The organism is Halomicrobium katesii DSM 19301, from assembly GCF_000379085.1.
GTDB classification, from domain to species: domain Archaea; phylum Halobacteriota; class Halobacteria; order Halobacteriales; family Haloarculaceae; genus Halomicrobium; species Halomicrobium katesii.
This window is the reverse complement of the sequence record NZ_KB905378.1, coordinates 1,933,755-1,957,830: the sequence shown is the minus strand read 5'-3', so window position 1 is coordinate 1,957,830 and position 24,076 is coordinate 1,933,755. Positions and strand designations below refer to the sequence as shown.

The window sequence follows — 24,076 nt, the reverse complement described above, 5'->3', positions numbered from 1 at the left end:
CACCCTACAGGACGGGCCTACAAGTCAGTGTCACTCCGGCCCGGGATCGGGCCACCCCTCCGACTCCTCGATCGCGACGCCGTTGGTGTCGCCGACGCCGGTCTTGCCCGGCGGCACGACGACGAGGACCGTCGCCGTGGCCTCGAAGTCGACGCGGGTCGACCGGCCGATCCGCTCTGGTGATCCGTCGTCGTCGACGTCGAGAGAGACCGTCTCGCCGTCTCTGGCGTAGACGAACTCGCCGCCGGGCGTCGTCGGCCGCCCCTGGGAGACGCGCACGCCGAAGCGGGCGTACTCGCCACGGACCGTGACGTGCCAGACGTTCGTCGTGGCGTACCACGAGCCGGGCACGGGTGCCAGCGGGAGTCCGGCCGGCATCGCCTCGAACGTGTCGTTCACCACCGCGCCGTAGCCGCGCTTCGTGGCCCGTTCCGCACCGGCGGCAGCGGCCTCGCGGGCCAGCTCCCGCGCCACGGTCTGCGTGCGCGATCGGCTCGCGTCGACGGCGTCGGTGTCCGGTCGCCCGCCCGGCTCCCGTAACGCCGCGCGGCGCGTGGCGTTCAGTCGGATGGCGAGCCGGTCGCGTGCAGCCACCGAGAAGTCGGCCCGCCGGCCGGCGAGAGCGACGAGTCGACGGCTGACCGAGCCGTTCGCCAGTGCCAGGGCCCGATCGTGGGTCGTCTGCCACGGCGCGACCGCGTCTCGAAGCATCGCCTCGCGCTCGCTGGCACCGCCGGCGACGGCCCGTCGGGACAGCACCGACCGCTGGCCGTCGAGCACGTGCTTGTTCGCCGACGCGACTTCTCGGCGGAGGGCGTCGCGTTCGCGGGTCAGCGCCGAGACGTTCTCGGCGTGGCGTTCGGGTCGGCGCGCGTCCGCCCGTCGAACCGCCTCGTCGTCCACAGCAGCGGCGTTCGCCTCGGCGAGGGTCGCGTTGGTCGCGTTCAACGTCCGGGCCGCCGTGTCGAGTCTGACCCCCGATCGATCGCCGAACAGACCGTCGACCAGCGAGTCCGAGACAGTCTGGTGGGGTACGGTAAAGACGTTGACGTTGCGCGCGACCAGCGGACGAGAGCTGTTCTCGATCGCCGGGTCGTCGTCGTGGCTGAGCGAGGCCTGCGTGAGGTAGGCCGGTGCGCCGTCGGCCGTCAGCGCGACCGGCCCGCCGACACCGTCCAGCCGCGGCTGGCGGTCCGACGGTGGTCGCCCGCGAGCGTCGAGCCCCTCGCGCAGCGTCTCGATCGACGTGCCGGCCTCGTCGAGCCGATCGCCGAACGCGTCGGCCCTGCCACGCCGGTCGTCTGCCCGCGCACGGAGGCGGGCCTGTACGCGGTCGAGGTACGCGACCCGGACGGCGATCTGCGCCTTCGTCGCCGCGCCGTCGTAGCTGGACGGTGCGTCGATCAGCCGCGCCCACTCTCGCTCGACGGCCCGTGCGAGCGCTGCCGGCGGGTTCGATTTGTACGACCCGACTCGTCCCTGCCGCACCTCGACGGCGACGGACCGGACCCGTTCTCGGACCTCCATCAGATCGCGATACGCCCACTCGGACGCGTTCGCGGGTACCTCTAGCTCGATCGTGTGTACGTCGGAGTCCGGCCCGCTGTGGACCGCGTATTCGAGGGCCGCGGACCGGCCGCCCTGGCTGTCGATCAGGCGCTCTCTGGCGCGTTCGCGAGCGTCGGCGAGGTTCGGTCCCTCCAGGGGGCCGGCACCGCGCTGGTGGGCCCGTCGGATCGGTCGAACGGGAGCCGGCGAGGTGCGGTCGTGACGACCGACGACCGCGAGGGTGACGGTCTGTCGACTCGTGCCCGTCCTGTCGGTGGTCCTCCGCTGGACCTCGACGCTCCCGTTTGGCCCCGCGACCTGGCGCTCCCAGACCCCCACCGCTCGCTCCGTGACGACCGTCTCTCGCCCGTAGGTCTCGAACTCGTGCCAGCCGTCGGGGATCGGCGGCGGCGCGACGGACACGTTTCGGTGGCGGATCGATCGCTCACGGCGCTTGTCGACGCGCGTCCAGTTCGAGCCGGCGGGGCGCGGTGCCGACACGCCGACATGGCGATCGCCCTCGACGCGGCCGACAGTCCGGACCTCGACGCTGTAGGCGTCTCGTATCGTGCTGTCGATGGCACCGTCGTCGAGCACGTCGACGAACGCTCTGTCTGCCGTCTCGTTGACCGCGACCTCGCGCCGCTCGTCGGGGCTCGACCGGCGCGGTGGCTCCAGTCCCTCGATGTCGCTCGCCGCCGGCTTCGTCGGTCCGCTCAGAACGGCGTCGGTCACGCGCGAGTCGGTCCCCGTGGCGACGGTGAGATCCCGTGCCGCCGTCCGTGCCGCCGCGACCGCGAGCGTGCGACGGCCCCGTGGATCGGCGTGGCCGATCGTCTCGCGCTGGAGGTCCAGCAGTGCCTCGTTGGTGACGACGCCCACGTGCTGGTTCGAGACGACGTTGCTGATCGGTACCTCGCCGTACTGGAGGTAGCCCCGCGACCACGCCAGTGCGTACAGCTGAGTCGTCAGTCGCTGGCTCAACCCTCGCTCCGTCACGCCGGCGTCGAGTCGCCGCTGGTACGTACTGACCCGGTCGTGGGCCGCGAGCACCGGCGTCACGACGGTGACGGTCGGAGAGATCGTCGTCCGGGAGCGCACCTGCCCGCCACGGTGGGTGCGAACCGTCACGTTCTCGACGGTCACCCGAATCGCGGTGCCGTCGTCGTCTGCCCGTTCGATCGTCACGCGGTCGATGGCGGCGCGGCGCTTGGCCCGCGTCTCCGTCGAGGGCAGCGAGACCGAGCCGGTGACCTCGCCACGACGGACCGCGACCCGAGAGAGGCGATCGCGGGCCCGCAGGTAGATCCGGAGCCGGAGCGCGTCGCGAAACGCCGTCTCTTCGTCGAGAAGGCGACCGGCCGCGGTGTCTGCCGGATCGACGACGGGGTCCGCTGCGGCCGCCCGGCTGGCGGTCGTCACGGCCTCGCGCAGTTCCGTCTGTACGGTCGCGGTCGTCCGTTCGGTGACCACCTCGGTCTCGCTGTCGGAGGGTGGACGCCCCGGATCGATCGTCGTCGCCAGCGTCGCGCTGCTGACGAGCAGGAGGACGCCGATCAGTGCGAACGGCACGCGGCCGCGATCGTCCATCACGGCGACCACGTCCTGACGACGATTCGCACCTCGCCCGTCGAGACGGTGCGGGCCGCGGCCGCCGGTGTCTCGAACCGGTCGCGCATGTCGGCGGCGAACCGATCGGCCAGCGCAGCCGTGAGCCGGGCGTTCGTCGCCGTGACGGAGCCGTTCTCCAGGTCCAGAGCCGGTGCGTCGGTGAGTCTGGCGACGCGGCGGTAGCGGTGGGCCGCCAGCGTGTCGGCCGGCGCGTCCCCACGGAGCGCGACGCGGCTCTCGGCGGGCGAGAAGAACCCCTCGACGACCGCCGCCGCGACCACGCGCGCAATGCCGTCCGTGCCGTCGGTCCGGGCGGCCTCGCGTGCGCGTTCGTTCACCGGTGCGATGCCGCTGTCGACGCTGAGTCGAGCCGCACGCACGTCGGCCCTCGCGGGCGGCGTCGGTCCGGCGTGGATGCGACCGCCTAGGGGCGCACCGTCGTAGGGTTCCCAGACGGCCGTGACGCCGACGGCGGTCGCGCGACGGTGGACGGCGGCGCGGGTCTCGTTGCGAACCGCTCGCTCGAACCCGCCGCCGGCAGGGGCGATTCGCTCGCCGTCGAGCGTCGCGGCGGTCCGCGTGGCCGCCGCGAGGAGCCCGGCGACTGTCCCGTGTGCCGTCCGGTCGAAGTCGGCGCTGTGGCCGTAGCTGACTCCGTCGCTGTGGTTGTTTCGCGGCGTCAGCGCGTAGTCGACGCCGACGGTGGTGGTCGCCAGTGCGGTCGCCGTCTCGTCGGCGTGGTCGTCCCCCGAGGGCGGCGCGTCGAGACCACCTGTCCCGGCGACGAGCGTCCCGACGGCACCCCCGAGCAGGAGGAGGAACAGGGTCGTATCGACGACGGTACTGATCGCTCTCATCGCCACACCGCCACCCGGAGACGGCCCGCGTCGACGTGGGCCGGCCTCGTCCGGACGCTCACCCGCTCGCTCGCGGTCCCAGCGTCGTCTGGGGCGACCGGTCCCGCCTGCCACTGCCGGCCGTCGGCGGTCACGCTCACGTTCGTGTGATAGCCCGACGGGCCCGCGTCGACGGCGTCGGAGACTCGCCGGGGCTCGACGACGCCAGCGGGTGCGAGGTGATCGTCGACCGCGGCAAGTGTCGTCTCGGGCAGTTCTCGGTCGCGTTGGCTCGGCAGTGCGTCGCCGAGGACGCCAGCGTAGAGCGACAGGGCGAGCGAGACCGCGGCGACCGCGACGAGGGCCACGAGGGGCTCGACCTGTCCCCTAGCCGACGAGCGTGACACTGGTCTCACCCCACTGGACGCGTCGCACGTCGATCTCCGCCGGTGCCTGTCGCCACTCTCTTCGGAGCTGGGCGTCCGCGACCGCCTGCTCGAAGGCCGCGCTCGTCTCGAAGACGCTCGCTGGCGGCCGCCCGTAGAGAACGAGCGCGAGCCGATCGTCCGCCAGTGTGGGCGTCACGGGGCCGTACGCGAACGTCGCGCTCGCGGTCCCGCCGTCGTTGCGCAGCGAGAGCTGGCGGGGACCGAGCCGGATCGCCGCCGCGTCGATCTGGACCGTCGCTCTGGCGTCTGGCGGTCCGACGGCGACGCGATCGACGGCGTCGGCTGCTGTGGTCGCGTCGGGCGGTGCGGTCGTGGGGAGCGCGACGACGACGCCGAGCACCGCGACGCTGACGGCCGCGACGCCGAGCCACGCGTACAGTGCGTCGACCGGGACCTCGAACATGGCACGCCCTGGCCCCGCCTTCGGACTTAAACCCTCACACGAGCGAGGTCGCGCCGACGAACGCGGTGAGGTACGTCGCCGTCGCGGCCAGCAGCGCCAGCCCGACGCGATAGCCGACGAGCGACCGGTCGAGCCCGTCGGTCAGCCCGGTCGCCAGCGTCGTCAGGACGATCGCGAGCACGAGGACGTACCACCCGACTGCGAGGCCGAGATCGGCGGTCGCGACGCTCCCGCCGAGGGGACCGGCCGATCCCATCGCGGCCGACAGCGCGACCGTCGCACCGCCGACCAGTGGCGCGAACACGGCCGCCGTGTTCGAGAGCGTGTTCGTCACCTGTGCGACCGCACGGCGGTTCGCCTGCTCGGCCTCGTCGATCGTCTGGAGGTGATCGGCCATCGCCAGCAGGGCGTCCCCGGCGGGCCGCCCCTCCCGAGCCGAGAGGGCCAGTAGCGAGGCCGCGCTCTCGGCCCGTTCGCTCGGCACCGTCGCCAGCGCGCCGCGTTCACCGACGAACGCCGTCCGGAGGTCCACCCCGAGGCGACGCTGGCGACCGGCCACCTCGGCCAGCACCGTCCCGGTCGCTCCCGGAACCGCCGTAGCGACGTCTTCGACGGCGCGCTCGGTCGCAGTGCCCCGTGTGACGCGCCGGCCGATCAGCGAGAGCGCGTCGGGGAGACCCGCTTCGACCGCCTCGACGGTCGACCGGACCGACTGCATCGGCTGGAAGGCGACCACCAGCGCAGTCCCCAGCCCCGCCCCGGCCGCGGCGACGAATCCCATCCAGTCAGAGAGGACGAGACGGACCGACCAGCCGGCGAGGAGAGCGGCCGCGATGCCGGCCACGGCGGCGTGTGTCGGACGAGACCACACGTCCGGATGGGATCGGCGTACCGGCGTCGGCCGGAACGCGACCGGCCGCTTCGTCAGCAGCCAGGCGCTGGCGAGAGTGACGGCGAGGGGCAAGAGCACGTCGTAGACGACCACGAGCAACGACAGCGGTGCCGGCACGCCGGCCGCGTCCAGCGCGGGCAAGAGCGCCACGAGCGCGAGGGGCAACAGGACGCCGAAGGCGTACAGCGCGGTCGCCGGCCCGCTGATCGAGGCCGCGAACGCGGCCGTCCGGTCGTGGATGCCGTCGAGGACCGTCGTCCGAGCGCGTTCGAGCGTCGCCCCGCGCTGCTGGGCCGGTTCCCGCCCGGCGCTCTCGACGAGCGAACACGCGCGTTCCAGTTCGGGCAACCACGGTCGCCACTCTCGACCGAACGACTGGAGGCCGGTATTCGGCCCGTTGGCCGTCCGGCGGACGTGACTCGCCAGACTGTCGGCTAACGCTCCCGGAACGGACTGGGCACCGAACGCCGCGGCGGCCCCCGGTGCCGGTGTCAGAGACAGCCGCATCGTGAGCCGAGTCACGAGCGCCGGTGCGTCACCCAGCGCCTCCGCTCGCCGGACGCTGGCGAACGCGACGACGAGCTTCGACGTGGCGAGCACGACCGCGGCACAGACGAGACAGCAGCCGGCGACGGCCAGCCCGACACCGCCGCCCAGGACGGCCTGAACGAGGACGCCAGCCGTGGCCGGCGCGACGGTCGCCGCGTAGCTCGCCCCCGCGACCGTCTCGGCGTCGACGCCCCAGCCGAGGAAGGCGACCGCACGACGGAGATCTGGGTCGGGCGACACGGAGAGAGGCCAGCACCGCGCGGCCCCGCAGAGCAGCGCCCGATTCATGCCTCGACCGTCCGGCCAGTTCTTCGTTCCCGGCGTCTGATCTCGTCCGTGCGCTCGGTCAGTCCCGCGCGCACGTCGGCGTAGGATTCGTCGCTGTCGGCCAGCGCAGCGAGGAGTTCGCTGTTGCCCCGTTCCAGCCGATCGGTCGACTGCAAGCGTCCCTCTCGGAGCCGATACAGCGGCTCGAAGTCCACCGCGTCCCCAGCGGAGACGACCTCCTCGATCGCCGCGACGCGACGCGCCGGCCCGTCCTCGGTCTCGAAGCGCCCCATGGTGACGACGAGATCGGTCGTCGCGAACGACGAGGCGGGCACGTCGAGGTCGGCGACGACGCGTTCGCGCACGTCCTCGCCCCCGTCGCCGTGGATCGTCCCCAGAACGGCACTGCCGCCGGCACCGACACGCATCGCCTCGTAGAGGACCTGAGCCTCCTCGCCGCGGACTTCGCCGACCGCGAGCGCCCCCTCGCCGAGTCTGAGCGCCGTCCGCAGCGTCTCGTCGGCCGGCAGTCCGGGACCGTCGCCCCGCGCCGTCACCAGCGACTGGACCTCCCGTCCGTCGGCCTGGAGCTGTGCGACCGGCAGCTCCGGGGTGTCCTCGATGACCAGCGTTCGCACGCCGGAGTCGAGCTCCCACAGCAACGCGCCCAGCAGCGTCGTCTTGCCCGCTCCGCGGGGGCCGGCGACCAGCGTGGCAGCCGCACGGTCGACCGCCAGCGAGAGCAGCGCGGCGGCCGCCGGCGGGACGGTGTCGTTGTCGACGAGCTGTGGGAGCGTCCACACCGTCCGGTCGTGGGCTCGCAGCGCGAAGGCCGGGCCGTCACTGACCGGCGCTGTCGTCCCGGCGATCCTGACCCGCCGGTCGCCGACCGTCGTGGTGGCGTCGAGCGTCGGGCTGGCCCGCGAGAACGCCCGTCCGCTCTCGCGGCGGAACTGCGAGGCGAGTGCTTCGACGCCGCGCCGGCTCACCCGGACGTTCGTCGTCGCCAGTTCCCCGTCGACGCGTACCCGAAGCGGGTTCGACGCGACCGGCGCGGTCGCGAACACGTCCGTCACGCGCGGGTCGTCGAAGCACTCGGCGAGGACGCCGTACCCGGCGGTGTGTCGGTCGAGCACGCGTCCGAGCCGTTCGACCGGATCGTCCTCGCAAGCGACGGTCCGGATCGCACGCCAGGCGGCACGCTCGCCGGTCACCGTCCCGTCGGCGACGAGCTCCCGACCGCGTTCGAGCGTCGCCATCGCAGCGTCGTCCAGCGTAGCCCCGAGCGGTTCGAGGTGATACACCGGGAGGTCGTCGTCGCGTTCGTAGAGTCGCACGCGTCCGCCAGTCGAGAGTCGCCGGCTGTCGCGGAGCCGACCGTCGGCCGGCGGGTCGGCCCCGAGACGGGTGTGTCCGATGGTCGGGCCGACGTACGGGGAGAGCGACGCAATCTCGCCGACTCGCCGAGCACAGAGCCCCAGGCCGGTCTCCGCCGCGATCGACGCGACTGGACCCGCGCGACCCACGGCCTCCCGGGCGGCGTCGATCGGATCGGTCACGGCCCGTTCGGCGAGGGCCTCGTCGTGGAACCGCGTCCGTTCGACGAACCGGCCGGCCGCACAGAGCAGGGCCGCGTGGTCGTCGAGATAGGCCCGTTCGCGACCGTTCGACCGCGTCACCACGCGCTCGGCGTCGCGTTCGGCGAGCGCCTCGACGACCGTCCGGCGACAGGCTGGCGACTCGGCCAGTCGACCGCCGTCCGGACAGTCCGTGGCGTCGACCAGCAGCGTCTCATCGGTGTCGTTGCGTCCTCGTCGTACTGTACATCTGCAGTCGGGGGCCGGCGTCGAACGGCTGAACCACCCTCGCATGGGCGGCGGTGGCCCCCTCATCTCACTTCAACCGTCGGACGGTGAGCACCGGCACACCCGGTCGCCCGTCGAGCGAGAGGACGAGCCGGTGGCGACCGCCACGTCGGAGCACGACGGGACCACCGTCGGGCGTTCGCAGCGGGACACCGGGGAGCTGTCGCGTTCGGGGCTGTCCGTCCGTGAGGAGCCAGGAGAGCCGTGCCGGCGTCTGGTCTGTCGGAGGGCGCAGAGAGACGCGCTCGACGCCGCCGCTGGTCCACGTCCGGGTCGGAACGCGGAGCGTCACGACGCGACGCGCACCCGGCCCGTCGAGCGGATCGTCCGTTTCGAGGAGCGTGTCGGCGACGCGTTCGATCTCGCTGGCCTGGTCCGAGACCATCGCCGAGGCGCGCTGTCGACGCGCGTCGTCGATCGGGCCGAGCGTCGCGGCGACGAGCGCGGTCGCGAGCACGACTGCCAGTACGACGCGATAGATCACAGCCGCGACCGGAGTCGGGCGAGCACACCGCTCTCGTCTGCGCTGTCGCCGCTATCGACGCTGTCAGTGCCGTCGGCCCCAGCGCCCCCGTCGATCGGGCCGACAGCACGTTGGCCGTCGCCCGTCGCTCCGGAGACCGGCTGGTCGCTCCGGTCACGGTTCGACGAGTGGGCCGGTCGCTGTGTCCCGCTCGCTGTCCCCGTCGACACCGGTTCTCGGCGGTGGCAGTCCGGAGCGGCGTCGGTGCGATCGGTCGGCCGCGACGCGCTGTCGGAGCGGCGATCGGCCGCGCCGTCGGCGAGTCGCGCTTCGAGCCGATCCACCGCGGCCACCGCCGCGTCGGCCCGTTGCTCGACGTCCTCGTTGACCGACCGGACGTTGCCCACGTAGCCACGGAGCGCCTGCGTCGCGGCTTCGAGCTCGTCGATCCGTCGCTGGGCACTGTCGAGTTGTTCCTCCAGTTCCTCGACCCGGCGGGCGAGATCGCCTCGTTGCTGGAGGGCGTCGAGATCGTGATCGTCGCCCGTCAGCGTCCGTTCGACCGCCCGCAGTCGCCGGTCCAGCCGTTCTCGGTCTGGCATGGCCGTCGGTGGTCCTGTCATCGCATTTGAACCCTCGGAACGGGGCAACGTTGATTAGTCGCCCTGCTCAGTCCTACAGTATGAAAGTCGTCCTGATTGGTGTCGGTCAAGCCGGGGGGAAGATCACGCAGGCACTCGCAGAGTTCGACTACGACATGGGCTTCGACGCCGTCAAGGGGGCACTGGCGGTCAACACGGCCCGTCCGGATCTGAGCGAACTCGACATCGACACGCAGCTGATCGGCCAGGACAGGGTCAAGGGCCACGGTGTCGGCGGCGACAACGAGCTCGGCGCGGAGATCATGCAAGAGAGCGCCACCGAGGTGATGGACAACCTCGACGGCCGACTCACCACCGAAGCCGAGGCGATCGTCGTGGTCGCCGGCCTCGGCGGCGGGACGGGATCTGGCGGCGCACCGATGCTCACGCGTGAACTCCAGCGCATCTACAACATCCCCGTCTACGTCCTCGGCGTCCTCCCCGGCCGAGACGAGGGCGGACTGTACCAGGCAAACGCCGGCCGCTCGGTCAAGACCTGCGCCCGTGAGGCCGACTCGCTCATCCTCATCGACAACGACGGCTGGAAGGCCTCCGGCGACAGCCTCGAAGCCGGCTTCGAACGCATCAACGACGCCATCGCCCAGCGGATCGGCCTCCTCTTTGCCTCCGGCGAGGCCGTCGAAGGCGTCGGCGAGAGCGTCGTCGACTCCTCGGAGATCATCAACACGCTCAAGGGCGGCGGCATCGCCTCCGTGGGCTACGCCGCCGCCGAGTCGAGCGAGGACCCCGGCGAGAACGTCAACACGATCACCAGTGTCACCCGCAACGCGCTCCTGACGAGCATGAGCCTCCCGGACGCGATCGACGCGGAGCGTGGCCTCCTCGTGATCGCCGGCCATCCCGAGCGAATCTCGCGAAAGGGCGTCGAACGCGCCCGCAAGTGGATGGAAGAGGAGACCGGTAGCCTCGAAGTCCGTGGCGGCGACTTCCCCATCGACAGCGGGAAGCTCGCCTCGCTGGTCGTCCTCGGCGGCGTCGAACGCTCCGAGCGCGTCCAGGAGTTCATGGACCGCGCACGCGAGGCCGAGCAAGAGAAGAACAAGGAGATCGATCCGATGGAGGGCCTCGAAAACGACGGGCTCGACGATCTGATGTAAGACCATCTTTTTCCCGCTCGGGTTCGAGTCGCGCCTCCGGCGCGCTCGAACCACTCACGGCAAAAACATGGGTGAAAAAGGCTCGCTCTCACTGCGTTCGAGCGAGTGAACCAGCCGACCTGCCGGGTCCTGACGGACCGCTCGGTCGCCCGGATGCTTCCGGTGGTCAGTACAGGGAATAGGAACAACACATCGGTAAATTGTTGAATTCGCACGCGGATTGAACATCCGGTTCGCCCGAGAGGCACTGCGAAGCAATTCACGCAGAGACTGAAACGGGCGTCTCAGACCAGACTGGAGCCGTCGAACTCCGTCCGGTCGAAGTCCACGTCCATCAGGTCCAGAATCGTCGGCGCGATGTCGTAGAGGTCGGCGTCGCTGATCCGGGCGTCCGGGTCGTCGACGAACAGCGTCGCGTTGTCGAAGCTGTGCATGCCGTTGCGCGGGCCGACCCCGAAGACGTCGTCCGAGCCCTTGAAACCGGCCTTGAGGTCGAAGCCGTGGTTCGGGACGACAGTCAGGTCGGGCGCGATCTCGTCGTGGTCGCCGCGGTAGGCCTGTTCCTTGGTGACGACGCGGTCTGCGACGGGGTTGCCGTCGGGACCGGTCAGGTTCTCCAGCTTCTCTCTGAGCTCGTCGCGGACGGCCTCGTACTCGTCTTCGGGCACGGAGCCACGCGGCTCGCGGCCTTCGAGGTTGATGTAGAAGCGACCGGGGATCAGGGAGTACGCCTTCGTCGACTCGTCGATGTCGCCGAGCGTCTCGTGATCGTCGTCCTCGTAGGTGAGCCACCCCTCCTCTTGGAGCCACTCGTTGAGGTGGACCTCGTAGTCGAGACTGGTGAAGCCGTGGTCGGAGGCGACGACCATCGTGACGTTGTCGGCCAGCAGGTCACGGAGCCGTCCCAGGTAGTCGTCGACCTTGCGGTAGAACTCCAGGAACTCCTCCCTGTACTCGCCGTCCTCCTCGTAGTGTTTGAACAGGAAGTGGTTCACCCGGTCGGTGGTCATGAAGACGCCGAAAAAGAGGTCCCAGTCGTCCTGTTCGATGTAGCGTTTGAACGCTTCGAAGCGCCGGTCCAGGGTCTCGTGTGCGTCTTCGATGAACTCCGTTTTGTCCTCGCTGTGGCCGAGCTTGGCGTTGACATCGATGCGGTAGTCGTTGTCGTCGAGGTAGTCACCGAGCTCGTCGGGATAGGCGGCGTCGTCGACGCCCGGCGAGAGGAATCCGGAGACCATCCGCTGGACGTTGCGCTGGGGCGGGAACGTGACGGGGACGTTCAGCACCGTCGCGTCGCCGCCGTCGTCTGCGACGCGGTCCCACAGGCGTGTCGCCTGCACGTCGCGGCCCATCGGAACGTAGGTGTCGTAGGAGCCGATCTCGCGGTCCTGAAAGCCGTAGACGCCGGTCTCGCCGGGATTGACGCCGGTGGTTAGCGCCGGCCAGCACGCGCTGGACTCCGGTGGAACGATGCTGTCGATCGGTCCGGCGGTGCCGTCCTCGGCGATCGCCGCGAGGTTCTCGAACTCGTCGTAGTGGTCCGCGATCAAACTGTGCGGTACCCCGTCGACGCCGAAGAAGGCGACTCGGGGTCCGTCGTCGCCGCGAATACGGTCGAACAGGCCCATGTCACCTCGTTCATCGCTCGGGGACAAGAAGCTTCTTTTCGCGGCCGAGTCGAGTGTGCGTCACCGGAACCGGCAATCACTGCTCGGGCTCGGCGGGGTCGTCGTCGGCCGACGAGGAGTCGTCGCGATCGAAGTTCGCCGGAACGACCGTCAGGTGGTTCATACCGACTGTCTGTTTCGTAGCCATCACGGGAGACAGTTCACCCTCGAAGGTCAAGTAATTACCCATAATCATAATTAATCGGCAATACGGACCGCCATTACTCCGGAACATGCGAGCGCTGTGTCTGTTCGATTCCCCCAGCGAAAGCTGATACGGTTTATTGTAGTTGCTCAGCTTTGAACGTTAGCGTCGGCTGTTGAGTGAACGAAGAGGTGATCGATCTCCTCCATGAGGTCATCGACGCCACGATCATTGTTGTCTTGAACCCACGAGAGGAGGTTGTAAACGGCTTCTTTCAGGGAGTGCTCAAGGTTCGCTCGAAGCGATGACGCTTTCGAGCGAACCGTCCCCAAGGCGCTCGATTCGGGATCAAGACGAACGAGACTGTAGGCAGCCATCAGAAGGTGCCAGTGCCGACTGGCACCTTCGTCGGTCTGCATCTCGCAGTCTCCCAAGCCGAGATCCTGCTTCGAGTCCTCGAAGAACGTCTCGATGCGCCACCGCATCCCGTAGGAGCGAATAATGTGCTCGGTCGGTGCGTCGATCTTGTTCGTAGCGAGGTACTTGACCGGGTTCTCTTCGTCTTCTTTGTCGGTTTTTTTCTCAGCGAGGACCAGCTTCACGTCTCCCAACTGGGAGACGGGAAGCTTCTTCGTCCAGATGTGGTAGATTTCGTCCTCAACGTTACGCTCAACCGTGTCGATGCGCTCTTCCAGCGCATCGACGCGGATCACTTCTCCACCGTAGGTCACCTGTCGATTGCTCCGGAGCGGGCCAATCCAGTCCTTGTCGTATGATTCGATGAGTTCAGGAAGGCCGGAGTCGTGGGCGAACCACGAGTCGAAGAGGTAGGTGTCCGCCGGGACACCTACCTCGTCTTCGAGTTCTGTGACGATATCGCGGGCGAGGTCGTACTTAGTGTCGTGGTCTTGGCCGTCTCCATCCTGTTTTTCGTAGAGGCGGAAAGTGAGCGGATAGGCGGTTTTGTCGTCAGCGTAGAAGGCGTAGATGAGGTCTTGGCCCCAGACAGTGTCGCCTTCGGCGTGATCGTAGAAGCGACCGACGCCGGGGACGTCGTCCCCGGCTTTCTCGGTGATCGTGTCGTCGAGGATGATGTAGCCATCCTTCGACCAGCGCGTTTCACCGTGTTTTTGGAGTTCTTCGAGGCGTTCGTGGTTGAATTGCTGTTCGTCCCAGTCGTACTCGGTGAGGAACTTGTTGAGAGCGCGTTTGTCTCCAGCTGGAAGGACTTCGCGTGCGATACCTGCCACGGTCTTGTTGCTAGCCGCAACAAGACCTGTGGCGTAGGTTTTGGCGTGATGGCGTTGCGCCGGTGAGAGCAACTCGAACTCGTCGAACACACGCATACACGACAAGAAGTCCGTAATCGGCATCATCCGTCTTCGCTACCGCCTATGTCACGCTCCAACTTCAACGTTCAAAGCTCAGTTACAATCGTAATCATGATCACAAGATGCTATTAGATCACCGATGTTACAGGGGTCGAAATTAGTCTCACAGAATGAATCCCATGTATTTTCTTCACCTGGACTCATACGGACAGTTGTAGGCGTTTACCCAGTCGACCGCACGACGGCATGCGGTCGATCTGGTAAAGACCTACAACTTTCCGTATCAGGGCTTGGGCCGAAACAGATCCCTGGGAACGACTCCCAACGCTTCTTTGCGTTGAATGACCCGCAGATTGACCAGATACCTGTCGCTCTTGAGAGTGACTTCGGCCCCTTTTATCGGTTTCTAACTTTTGCTCTACCTCTTTCTTTGCTTGGCCATCCAGATCAATATTGAATCTCTTGTCATCAATATCTGCAACTATGTCCTTTCTGGCATCACCGAAGTATTGAACGGTTTTGTTAGCACCATCGCTAAGCGGTATGGAATGGGAAATAACCGTCCTATAGTCATCTGCAAGCGCAAGTGTCTCATTCGACACATCCTTGCTTCTGAAATAGACCTTTCCATCTACTTTTGAGTAGTCAATAGCGGCTGGTGGTAAGTCACTCTCCGAACCGCTCGATTGTGCTGTGATAGATCCATGCTCTTGCTTTAGATTCTCTATTTCGTCCTTGAAAGAACTATAGCCGCCTACCTCGCTTGTTTCAGCAGCAACCGAACCGATACTAGATATTGTACTGGCAGTACCGATGCCGAGGGATTGAATGAAATGTCTACGATTCATCCAAATCAGACTATGACTCTATCCAATAAAACTTTTTTGACTATAATTTTAATTATAATTAGTTATATTCTATCTCCAAATTAATCTTAGTTTGGTCTTTTATACCAACAAGAAAAGCTCTACAACCAATTTTCGGCTGCTTCCGGTTGCACGTAACTGGAGCAGTTCAAGAATGACGAGATTCGTCAATTCAGATCGCAAAAATCCCTTCGACAGCAGTTCGATAACCGTGGCAGCACATTTGAAATCGGAGGCCAACTCGTTGTAGTGCAGTTTGGAGGGATTGAGCGCCATCAACGAGAAACGCGGCGGTTTCAACATCGTGCTTGTGCCGAAGCTCGCACAGGAGTACAGATCGCGTCGGAGGGTTCGTCTGAATTCCACCACGATGAGTGACCACCGGTTTCGCGAGCCCACTGGGCGACCGAATTCGACAGTCAATTTCGCGGCTGCTGTTCACTTCCCGGCGCTTTACCTCTGGCGCTGGACCGAAGAACGGACCGACCCCAGCAACTGGCTCCTCTTCGTGATCCTCGGCAGTACTCTCGTAGGCATAGCGATACGCTGCCGGTCAAACTGCGGTGCGTCCTGGAGTCGTCCGTGCGGTCGTAATCGACGTGTTGCTGACGTTGCTAGTGCTGACCGTCGGTTCCTCGGATACCGTCTCTAAGAGGACACACTGGTCGAACGACGAAGTGAGAGCCTAATCGAGATGATTTACATCCCCACTATCGATCGAGCGTCCGTGACTCTCCAGAACGCGTTCCCAAGACCCGCAGAACTGGTCTGGCAGTTCGGCGTCCTCGTCGTCACGATAACGCCGATTCTGGGTGGCACCTGGATCTTCGTCGATGCCAACCGCCACGGGCGACACGCGCTCCTGAGGACGTTCGCGACGCTGCTGTCCGGCCCGTTCTCGCTCACAGTACTCGGACTCTACTGGATGTCGACCAGAGGCGTGGCGGCGCTTCGATTCACTGGTACGATAGGCGAGGAGTCGGTCGGCCGACGGTCAGGACAGCGACACGGCACCGGTCCCGTCGACACTCCCGACCGTCTGACCGTCGACGACGACACTGACACCGGACGCGTCGGCGGGAAGCCGGCGGGTGATCGTCGTCGCGGGGCGACAGTCGTCGGCGTTCTCGGGTACACCGGTCGTCACGACTACCCCGTACTCGCCGTTACCGTGGTCGCGGACGATCACTGTCGGGTCTGCACCTGCGACGGTGACGTTGCCCGTGACGAGGAGTCCGTGGTCGGCCGGGGTCGTCGTCAGTACGCCGACTGGGGTCGTATCGCCGAGACAGACGGAACTATCGAGTGCGACGTAGCCGCCGACTCCCGGCTCGTCGGCACCGGCCACGCCGATGCCGATCGACACCGGACCGGCGGCCAAAACGAGCACGAGGATTGCCAGGGCGGGGAGCGCCGAGCGGAGCGAGTGGGTCACGACCTGTCGTTCATCCACCTGTCATAAAATCGCTACAAATGGCGACGGATCGAACTGTCAGCTCGGCGAACGCGCCTTCAGAGCCCCAGTTCCCGTCCCAGTACGAGCCGCTGGATCTCGCTGGTTCCCTCGCCGATCTCCATCAGCTTGGCGTCCCGGTAGAACCGCTGGGGCGCGAAGTCGGTGGTGTAGCCGTAGCCGCCGAGCACCTGGACGGCGTCCTCGGCGACCTCCCGGCAGATCTCGCTGGCGTCGAGCTTGGCCATCGATGAGAGTCGCCCCACGTCCTCGCCCCGATCGTACTTCGTGGCGGCCTTGTGGGTCAGCAGTCTGGCGCGCTCGATCTTGCGGTCCATCTCGACGAGCATGTCCCGGACGGCGTCGAACTCGCCGATGGGCTGGCCGAACTGTTCGCGCTCTTTCGCGTATTCGAGGGCGGCTTCGAACGCACCCTGTGCAAGTCCCACGGAGAGGGCGGCAATCGAGATACGCCCGCCGTCCAGCGTCTTCTTCGTCTGCTCCCAGCCGTCGCCGGGCTCGCCCAGCATTCGGTCTGCCGGAATCCGGCAGTCGTCGAACCGGATCTCGCAGGTCGGCGAGGCGTTGAGGCCCATCTTCTCCCACTCCGTCGTCACTTCGAATCCGTCGTCGGCCTCGGGATCGACGAGAAAGGTCGAGATACCGTCGTAGCCCGCGTCCGGTTCGGTGACGGCCTTGACGACGAGCGAGCCGGCGACCGAGGCGTTGGTGATGAACTGCTTGGTGCCGTCGAGCACCCACTCGTCGCCCTCTCTGGTCGCGGTCGTGCTCATGTCGCTGGCGTCGCTCCCGCTCTCTGGCTCGGTCAGCGCCCAGCCGCCCAGGTACTCGCCCTCGGCCAGAGGCCGGAGCCAGCGCTCGCGCTGGTCGTCCGTGCCGAACAGCTCGATCGGCTTCGAGGCCAGCGAGACGTGGGCGGCGTAGGAGAGCCCGATCGAGCCGGACACTCGGCCCAGTTCCTCCGTCACGAGGGCGTACATCAGCTGGTCGCCGCCCAGTCCGCCCCACTCCTCGTCGATGGGGACTCCCATCACGTCGAGTTCGGCCAGCTGATCGAAGATCTCGGCGGGGAAGCGGTGCTCGTCCTCGATCTCCTGGGCGATGGGCTCGATCTCGGCCGCACAGAACTCACGGACCGAATCGCGAATCATCCGGTGTTCGTCTGGGAGGGTAAAGTCCATGTCACCGCCTTCGGGGCGAGCGAACATATAGCATGGTGGCGGCTGGCGTCAGAACCGCTTTGATACGGTTTATTGTAGTTGCGTACCGGCGATCGTCTACCCCGTGGCGACGATCACCGGTACATCGCTACAATAATTCGTATGAGTGTGGCTCTCCTCGGTACGGTACATGGCGTTTCGACGGTTCCTGCGCGGTCGCGTCCCCTGGGAGACCCTGGAGGGCGTCGCCGGGGAAATGTGCGAGCGGTACGACGAGCCGTCGGTTCGCGTCGAGTTCCTCGACGCGGACAACTGGCTGTCGACGCCGATGGCCGTCGACGATCGCTGGTTCGTGAAGCTGATCACCGAGCAAAACTCCCTGGTCCACGCGCTGTTGACCGCCGGCCGGAACCTCGGAGCCTTCTCCTCGGGGACCGAGGGCTTCTTCGAGCACTTCGGGACGCCCTACGAGATGGCCGACCACGAGCTGGCGGCGACCCGGACCATGCGCGAGCTGGGAGTGAACGCGCCCGAGCCGATCGAGGCCTTCGAGTACGAGGGCCACGGGGTGCTCGTACTGGAGTACATCCCCGACTTCGCCGTTCTCGAAGAGCTGTCGGACGAGACCGCGAGCGACCTCGCACCGGTCGTCTTCGACTTCCTCCATCGGATGCACGACGCGGGGCTCGCACACGGGGACTTCCGGGCCGAGAACGTCCTCGTCGCCGACGGCGAACTGTACTTCATCGACGCGACGAACGTCCGTGACGGTGCGATCGACGACGCCCGATCCTACGATCTCGCGTGTGCCCTGGGTGCGTTGACGCCCCTGACCGGCGGGCGGCGGGCCGTCGACGCCGCTACCGACCACTACACGCCCGCAGAGTTGCTCGCGGCCCGCGAGTTCCTCGATTTCGTCAACATCCGACCGGACCACGACTTCGAGGCCGCCGGCCTCAAAGGCGAGATAGAGAAGCTCGCAGAGCAGTAGCGGCGATCACTCCGACGACCGCGCGGTCAGCGTGATCCCGGCCAGGACGACCGCTCCGCCCGCGACGGTCCACGACGACGGCACTTCCGTGAGCAAGAGCAACGCCAGGAGCGCGCTGCCCAGCGGTTCGCCAAGCAGCGTCACGCTGACCAGGCTCGATTCGACGTGAGCCAGCGACCAGTTCACGAGCGTGTGCCCGAGGATGCCGGGACCGACCGCCATCGCGAGAAAGAGGAGCCACTCCCGACTCTCGTAGCCCGTCAGCGGAAGTCCCCGGGCGAGGACGACCGCCAGCAGCGCCAGCGCGGCGACGCCGTAGACGACGGTGACGTAGGGGAGCAGCGGGAGTCGCTGCCGCAGCGACCGACCGGCGAGGACGTAGCCGGCGGCCATCAGCCCGCCGACCAGTGCGAGGGCGTTGCCGTACAGCGGTCGCGGTCCGACGGCCGTCCCGCCCAGCAGATCGCCGAGAGACATGACGACGATCCCGGCGATCGCGACGACGACCCCCAGGACCGTCCGCCCGGTGACGCGCTCGTTCAGGAGGAGCCACGCGCCCGTGACGACGAAGATCGGCTGGGACTGGACGAGCGTGACGCTGGCGGCGACGCTGGTCCACGAGAGGCTCTCGAACCAGGCCGCGAAGTGCGCGGCCAGCGCCACCCCGGTGAGGCCGGCGGCCAGCAGGTGCCGGCCGGAGAGGTCGCCGACCGCGTCGGCGTGGCGGGCGAGCAGGACGGGAGCCAGCAGCGCGGTCGTCAGCAGGACACGGTAGAACGCGGCGACGACTGGCGGGGCCGTACTCCAGCGAATCAGGATCGCGCTCGTGCTGATCGCGACGACCGCGACGGCGAGCGCGAGACGCGGCCGGGCGACGCTGTCGCTCACGGCCGTACGTGGGACAGCGATGGCTTGAACGCTGGGAAGTCGGCGAGACGGTACCCGGCCGTTACTCGGCGTCGGCCGGCACGTCGAAGTCGTGGAAGTGCTCGCCCTTTTCCTTCGAGAGGACGTTCAGCGCCGCCGCCGCGCCGTCGCCGGCGGAGATGACCGCCTGCCACTCCTCCGCCCGGACCATCGCGCCGGTGGCGTAGGCGTCGTCGACGCTGGTCTCCATCGAGACCGTCACGTCGACGGTGTCCTCGTCGGTGAACGCACAGCCCAGCGAGTCGGCCAGCGACCGGTCCGCGCCGGTCGCGAGCACGAGGTAGCGCCCTTCGACGGTCTGGTCGCCGGCCTCGCCGGCCTCGGACTCCGCTTCGGTCGTCACCGCGAACCCCTCGGCGGTCTCTTCGACGGCCGTCACTGCCTCGTCTCGCAGCGTGACGCCGAACTCCGCGACCTGCTCGCGAGACTGGGCGACGAACTCGGAGCCGTCCATCGAGTCGATACCGAGGTAGTTGAACAGGTGTGCCTTGTGCATCCACGTCTCGTCGGTGTCGAAGACCACGGTGTCGAGACCGTTCTTCTCGGTGAACAGGGCACCACTCAGGCCGGCGGGGCCGCCGCCGACGATCACAACGTCGTGCATGGGCGTGTGTTCGTGACAGTGATATAAATAGCTCCGGCAGAACCGACGCAGGAACGGGCGACCGCGACGCCGGCCGTCGCTGACGCGGGCACTCCGTTCGAGAGCGATTTTCGGAGACTACTCCAGCAACTGCTTCGTGGTCCGGTGTCGGTACCGGAACATCGGCTCGAAACCGACGTAGGCGAAGGGGCCGACGGCTTTGCCGAGCGGTCCACCCGGGAACTGGTACTCGACCCGGTCGTGGACCAGCGTCGCGTCGCCCTCCGCGACGAACCGGTGGGTGTGCAGCCAGTGGGCGAACGGTCCCTCAGTCATGCGGTCGCGGAACATCGCGTGCTCGTCGCTCTCCTCGCGGGCGACGATCTCGGAGGTCCAGGTCTGGCGCGGTCCGACACCCAGCGGTCGGACCGACGAGACGATGACGGACCCTTCCGTGAGCACGTCGGGGTCCGGTTCGCCGTCGGGGCCGCGTGACTCCTCGACGACGAGGTTCATCCAGTCCGGCGTCAGGGCTTCGAGCCCGTCCCCGGTCGAGTGAAACTCCCACACGTCTGCCAGTGGCGCATCGACGCGGACCGACCGCTCGTAGACGCTCATGTGAGGGCTTAGGCGGGCAGCGGTGAAAAGACAGTGGTCCGCGACGGCTCCCAGACGGATTATCGTCGATCGTTACCGGATCGACTGCGCGCCACCGGGAAAACGGCGACAATAACCCGTATCACGGCCAGGTCCCGGCTTCCGCGGCCGCGCGGTGGACGCGCTCGATCGCGACAGCGTACATCGCGGTCCGCAGCGTCGGCGCGTCGGTCGCCTCGTACCGCTCGATCAGGTCGTCGAACGCCGACGTGATCACGGTCTCCAGTTCGTCGTTGACTCGCTCCAGCGACCACGAGAAGCGCTGGCGGTTCTGGACCCACTCGAAGTACGACACCGTGACGCCGCCGGCGTTGGCGAGGATGTCGGGGAAGACGACGATCTCGCTGTCGGCCAGCACGTCGTCGGCGTCGGGGGTCAGCGGCCCGTTGGCGGCTTCGACGATCACGTCTGCGCGTACGTCACGGGCGATGGCGGCGTCGATGGCGTTTTCCAGGGCCGCCGGCACGAGCAGGTCCACGTCCAGCGTGAGCAACTCGCGGTTGCTCAACTCCTCGCTGGCTCCCTCGAAACCCGTCACTGACCCGGTTTCGCGCTTGAACGACTTGGCCGCGCTGGTGTCTATCCCCGCCGGGTCGTACACCGCCCCCGAGGAGTCAGAGACCGCGACGACGGTCCCGCCCTGCTTGGCGATCAGGTCGGCCGCAACGGACCCCGCGTTGCCGTAGCCCTGGACCGCGACGGTGGCGTCGGCGATGTCCCCGCCGAGGTAGTCGAAGGCCTCGCGAGCGACGATCGCGACCGATCGGCCAGTCGCCTCGACGCGGCCCTCGCTGCCGCCGGACTCGATGGCCTTGCCGGTGACGACGCCGGGGGCAGTCGTGTTCTCCAGGGTCTCGTAGGTGTCTTTGAGCCAGTTCATCTCGCGCTGGCCCGTGTTCACGTCGGGCGCTGGCACGTCTCGATCCTCGCCGATCAGCGGCCGCAGTTCCGTCGCGAACGCGCGGGTGATGCGCTCGATCTCGCTCTCGGAGTAGTCGCTGGGGTCGAAGGCGATCCCGCCCTTGCCGCCGCCGTAGGGGATGTCGACGGCGGCGCACTTGTACACCATCCACCCCGAGAGGGCCTTCACCTCCTCGCGAGAGACCTGCGGGTGATACCTGATCCCGCCCTTGTACGGGCCGCGGTCGCCGTTGAACTGCGACCGGAAGGCGCGAAAGGTCTCGATCGATCCGTCGTCTAGCTCGACCGACAGCGTCGTTTCGAGGAGCCGTTCGGGTCGCTTGAGGCGTTCGAGCGCGTCGTCGGGGACCGCGACGAACGCCGCGGCGTCGTCGATCTGCTCCTGGAGGCTCTCGAAGGGATTGACCTCGGACATGCCGGGAGTGACGGCCAGTGGGCGCAAAAGTGTATCGGCAGTTGACGTGTCACATATCTCGTCTGGCAGTAGCCACCAGCCGGATCACTCCTCTGCCCGCGCGAGGATGCGCTCGGCCTGGCGGACCTGTGGCGCGTCGATCATCTCCCCGTCGACGACGAACACGCCACGCGCTCGCTCGTCGGCCGCCTCGCTGGCCTCGACGATCCGGCGAGCCCAGGCGATCGCCTCGTCGTCTGGCGTGAACGCCGCGTTGACGACCGGGACCTGCGCCGGGTGGATCACCATCTTGCCGTCGTAGCCCAGCCGCCGGGCCTCCGTGGCCGCCTCGCGCAGCCCCGCCTCGTCCTCGTACGCCGGGTAGTGGGTGTCGAGCGCGTCGACGCCCGCCGCACGTGCCGCCAGCAGCGCGTGCTGGCGCGCGTGGGCGACCTCGCGACCGCTCTCGGTCCGAGTCGCTCCGAGATCGCCCGCCAGATCCTCGGCACCGAACAGGAGCGCGTCGGTCGCGTCGGCGGCGGCGATCGCCTCCGCGTGGAGGACGCCAGCGGCCGACTCGACGAGCGCCAGGACCGGACCGCTCGCGTCGCGTTCGGCGAGCATCCCGGCCAGCGTCTCGACGGCGTTCGCGTCCGGCACCTTCGGAGCCATCACGCTGTCGGGCTCGCCACCCGACAGAACGACCGACAGATCTCTGGCCGCGCCGTCGTCGATTGGGTTGACCCGCACGCACAGTTCACACGTCGACTCGACCGTCGCCAGCACGTCGCGGACCGCCTCCCGTGCGGCCTGCTTCCGGTCGGGAACGACGGCGTCTTCCAGATCGAAGACGGCGACATCGGCCCCGCTGTCGGCCGCCTTCCGCAGTTTCTCGGGCTGGTCACCGGGGGCAAAGAGGACGCTCCGTCGAGCCATATCGCCGCTTCGACGGCCAGCCACCTAACTGTCTGGCACGCTGCCAGAGAGCCACCCGAGCGCAGTCGCTCCTCCGGGATCACCAGCAAAAGACCGCCCGATCAGCCCTCATACGGTTTATTATAGTTGCTTACCGGTTATCGTCCACTCCGTGGCGACGATAACCGGTAAATCGCTACAATAATCCGTATCAGGGCGTCTCGACATCGAGGGTCACCACGTCCGACAGGCGGAGTTCGTCGCCGGGACCGATCGGCTCCCGATCGCCCTTCGACAGCCGGGTGCCGTTGAGCTCGGTGGGATTGTCGCCGAGGTCGACCACGTAGAACTGGTCGTCGTCGCGCACGAAGCGGACGTGTTCGCGGTGGATCAGCACGGACGTGTCGTCGTCCTCCCCGGCGTCGGCCAGCAGCGACCGGATCTCTCGACCGACGGTCTCGTCGTCGCCGACGACGACAGACTGCCCGTAGGCTGAGAGCGCGAGTCGAGACGGTGCGGCGGTCCCGCTCGCGTCGCTCCCGCGATGGGCGTCCAGGTCCGCACCGCAGGACGCACAGAAGGCGTCGTCGGGCTCGACGTCGCTGCCACACTCCGGACAGGCGTCGAGGGTCGTCTCGTCTTCGTCTTCCTCGGCGGTGCGGTGGGCGTCCAGATCCGCACCGCAGGACGCACAGAAGGCGTCGTCGGGCTCGACGTCGCTGCCACACTCCGGACAGGCGTCGAGGGTCGTCTCGTCTTCGTCTTCCTCGGCGGTGCGGTGGGCGTCCAGATCCGCTCCACAGCCCGGACAGAAGGCGTCCGACGGGTCGACGGCGGTGTCACACTCGGGACAGCTCCCCAGCGTCGCCGTCTCGTCGTCGCCGTCGTCCGCAGTGTCCGCAGGCTCGCTCGTCTCCGCGCCCCTCTCGTCGTCGGCGTCCTCGGTGCTCGGGCGCGCTGGCTCGTCTGTCGCCGCGTCGGTCGCCCCGTCCGCGGTGTCTGTGGACTCACTCGCCGCGTCGGCATCGGCGAGCGGCGAGTCGTCCGGCTCGGCGTCCGCCTGTGGGTCGGTCGGATCTTCGAGATCCAGCTCGTCGTCGCCGAACAGCGGGTTGTCGCTGACGGCGTCGCCTTCTGGGTCGTCTTCCGGTGTCGCCTCGTCTTCGGACGCCGTCTCCGCGTCGGCCACCGGGTCGTCCTCCCTCGTCTCGGCCTCCAGGTCGTCCTCCCCCGTCTCGGCCTCCGAGTCGTCGTCCGAGGTCGCTTCGATCTCTCCGTCGTACTGCCACTCCCCACACTCCGAGTTCGTACACCACCCCCCTGCAGCGGTCGGATCGAACGTTTCGCCACACAGCGGACATTCGACCGACCTACTGGTACTTTCTGACATGCGTGTTCGATCA

General features: G+C 67.6%; 21 protein-coding genes and 1 pseudogene. 2 read left to right on the top strand and 20 right to left on the bottom strand.

What is annotated here, in order from left to right:
- Window positions 1–30 precede the first annotated feature (30 nt).
- From HALKA_RS0110370 to HALKA_RS0110335, 8 genes are read right to left on the bottom strand one after another with little or no spacing between them, the layout of a single operon-like run.
- Entirely contained in the window at window positions 31–3,138 is a 3,108-nt protein-coding gene (locus HALKA_RS0110370) for a DUF7286 family protein (protein ID WP_049919928.1), read from the bottom strand.
- Complete coding sequence (locus HALKA_RS0110365) at window positions 3,138–4,016, bottom strand: DUF7284 family protein (protein ID WP_018257923.1); 879 nt, start codon at window positions 4,014–4,016, stop codon at window positions 3,138–3,140. The genes HALKA_RS0110370 and HALKA_RS0110365 overlap by 1 nt, the downstream gene beginning before the upstream one ends.
- Window positions 4,013–4,402: a DUF7285 family protein gene (locus tag HALKA_RS0110360; RefSeq protein ID WP_026190264.1), complete on the bottom strand. Its 390-nt coding sequence runs from the start codon at window positions 4,400–4,402 to the stop codon at window positions 4,013–4,015. The genes HALKA_RS0110365 and HALKA_RS0110360 overlap by 4 nt, the downstream gene beginning before the upstream one ends.
- The gene (locus tag HALKA_RS0110355; protein WP_018257921.1) at window positions 4,383–4,847 is read right to left on the bottom strand and encodes a DUF7283 family protein; all 465 of its coding nucleotides are present in this window, start codon (window positions 4,845–4,847) and stop codon (window positions 4,383–4,385) included. The genes HALKA_RS0110360 and HALKA_RS0110355 overlap by 20 nt, the downstream gene beginning before the upstream one ends.
- A gap of 34 nt (window positions 4,848–4,881) precedes the next feature.
- Window positions 4,882–6,576 (bottom strand): hypothetical protein, encoded by a 1,695-nt coding sequence (locus HALKA_RS0110350; protein ID WP_018257920.1) that lies wholly within the window; start codon window positions 6,574–6,576, stop codon window positions 4,882–4,884.
- Window positions 6,573–8,426: an ATPase, T2SS/T4P/T4SS family gene (locus tag HALKA_RS0110345; protein WP_018257919.1), complete on the bottom strand. Its 1,854-nt coding sequence runs from the start codon at window positions 8,424–8,426 to the stop codon at window positions 6,573–6,575. The genes HALKA_RS0110350 and HALKA_RS0110345 overlap by 4 nt, the downstream gene beginning before the upstream one ends.
- Before the next feature lie 22 nt (window positions 8,427–8,448).
- Window positions 8,449–8,904 (bottom strand): DUF7311 family protein, encoded by a 456-nt coding sequence (locus HALKA_RS0110340; protein WP_018257918.1) that lies wholly within the window; start codon window positions 8,902–8,904, stop codon window positions 8,449–8,451.
- On the bottom strand, window positions 8,901–9,485 hold the full coding sequence (locus HALKA_RS0110335; RefSeq protein WP_018257917.1) for a DUF7310 family coiled-coil domain-containing protein: 585 nt from the start codon (window positions 9,483–9,485) through the stop codon (window positions 8,901–8,903). Before HALKA_RS0110335 ends, HALKA_RS0110340 begins: the two co-directional genes overlap by 4 nt.
- A gap of 80 nt (window positions 9,486–9,565) precedes the next feature.
- On the opposite strand from HALKA_RS0110335, the gene HALKA_RS0110330 reads away from it, so the two are divergent.
- On the top strand, window positions 9,566–10,642 hold the full coding sequence (locus HALKA_RS0110330; RefSeq protein WP_018257916.1) for a tubulin/FtsZ family protein: 1,077 nt from the start codon (window positions 9,566–9,568) through the stop codon (window positions 10,640–10,642).
- 284 nt (window positions 10,643–10,926) lie between these two features.
- Here the strand turns inward: HALKA_RS0110330 and HALKA_RS0110325 are convergent, their stop codons facing one another.
- From HALKA_RS0110325 to HALKA_RS0110300, 6 genes and pseudogenes are all read right to left on the bottom strand, one after another.
- Complete coding sequence (locus tag HALKA_RS0110325; protein ID WP_018257915.1) at window positions 10,927–12,270, bottom strand: alkaline phosphatase family protein; 1,344 nt, start codon at window positions 12,268–12,270, stop codon at window positions 10,927–10,929.
- 333 nt (window positions 12,271–12,603) lie between these two features.
- Window positions 12,604–13,830: an IS701 family transposase gene (locus HALKA_RS0110315; protein ID WP_018257913.1), complete on the bottom strand. Its 1,227-nt coding sequence runs from the start codon at window positions 13,828–13,830 to the stop codon at window positions 12,604–12,606.
- Between the two features lie 155 nt (window positions 13,831–13,985).
- Entirely contained in the window at window positions 13,986–14,633 is a 648-nt protein-coding gene (locus HALKA_RS20985) for a hypothetical protein (RefSeq protein ID WP_155119399.1), read from the bottom strand.
- A gap of 119 nt (window positions 14,634–14,752) precedes the next feature.
- Window positions 14,753–14,979: pseudogene (locus HALKA_RS0110310) on the bottom strand (IS6 family transposase); the annotation flags it as partial.
- Window positions 14,980–15,645: 666 nt separating this feature from the next.
- Window positions 15,646–16,086, bottom strand: a complete 441-nt coding sequence (locus tag HALKA_RS0110305) for a hypothetical protein (protein ID WP_155119398.1) — start codon at window positions 16,084–16,086, stop codon at window positions 15,646–15,648.
- Window positions 16,087–16,163: 77 nt separating this feature from the next.
- Window positions 16,164–17,306: an acyl-CoA dehydrogenase family protein gene (locus HALKA_RS0110300; protein WP_018257910.1), complete on the bottom strand. Its 1,143-nt coding sequence runs from the start codon at window positions 17,304–17,306 to the stop codon at window positions 16,164–16,166.
- Window positions 17,307–17,475: 169 nt separating this feature from the next.
- Between HALKA_RS0110300 and HALKA_RS0110295 the strand changes: the two genes are divergently transcribed.
- On the top strand, window positions 17,476–18,276 hold the full coding sequence (locus tag HALKA_RS0110295; protein WP_018257909.1) for an RIO1 family regulatory kinase/ATPase domain-containing protein: 801 nt from the start codon (window positions 17,476–17,478) through the stop codon (window positions 18,274–18,276).
- Window positions 18,277–18,282: 6 nt separating this feature from the next.
- Here HALKA_RS0110295 and HALKA_RS0110290 read toward each other — a convergent pair whose 3' ends face one another.
- From HALKA_RS0110290 to HALKA_RS0110265, 6 genes are all read right to left on the bottom strand, one after another.
- Complete coding sequence (locus HALKA_RS0110290) at window positions 18,283–19,164, bottom strand: DMT family transporter (RefSeq protein WP_018257908.1); 882 nt, start codon at window positions 19,162–19,164, stop codon at window positions 18,283–18,285.
- Between the two features lie 61 nt (window positions 19,165–19,225).
- Window positions 19,226–19,807 carry an NAD(P)/FAD-dependent oxidoreductase gene (locus tag HALKA_RS0110285; RefSeq protein ID WP_018257907.1) on the bottom strand — a complete coding sequence of 194 codons (582 nt, stop codon included), beginning with the start codon at window positions 19,805–19,807 and terminating at the stop codon, window positions 19,226–19,228.
- A gap of 117 nt (window positions 19,808–19,924) precedes the next feature.
- Complete coding sequence (locus HALKA_RS0110280; RefSeq protein WP_018257906.1) at window positions 19,925–20,404, bottom strand: SRPBCC family protein; 480 nt, start codon at window positions 20,402–20,404, stop codon at window positions 19,925–19,927.
- A gap of 121 nt (window positions 20,405–20,525) precedes the next feature.
- Window positions 20,526–21,779, bottom strand: coding sequence for a Glu/Leu/Phe/Val family dehydrogenase (locus HALKA_RS0110275; RefSeq protein ID WP_018257905.1), 1,254 nt, complete (start codon window positions 21,777–21,779; stop codon window positions 20,526–20,528).
- 84 nt (window positions 21,780–21,863) lie between these two features.
- Window positions 21,864–22,694 (bottom strand): HpcH/HpaI aldolase/citrate lyase family protein, encoded by an 831-nt coding sequence (locus HALKA_RS0110270; RefSeq protein WP_018257904.1) that lies wholly within the window; start codon window positions 22,692–22,694, stop codon window positions 21,864–21,866.
- A gap of 190 nt (window positions 22,695–22,884) precedes the next feature.
- Window positions 22,885–24,063 carry a double zinc ribbon and FHA domain-containing protein gene (locus HALKA_RS0110265; protein WP_018257903.1) on the bottom strand — a complete coding sequence of 393 codons (1,179 nt, stop codon included), beginning with the start codon at window positions 24,061–24,063 and terminating at the stop codon, window positions 22,885–22,887.
- Window positions 24,064–24,076: the final 13 nt, after the last annotated feature.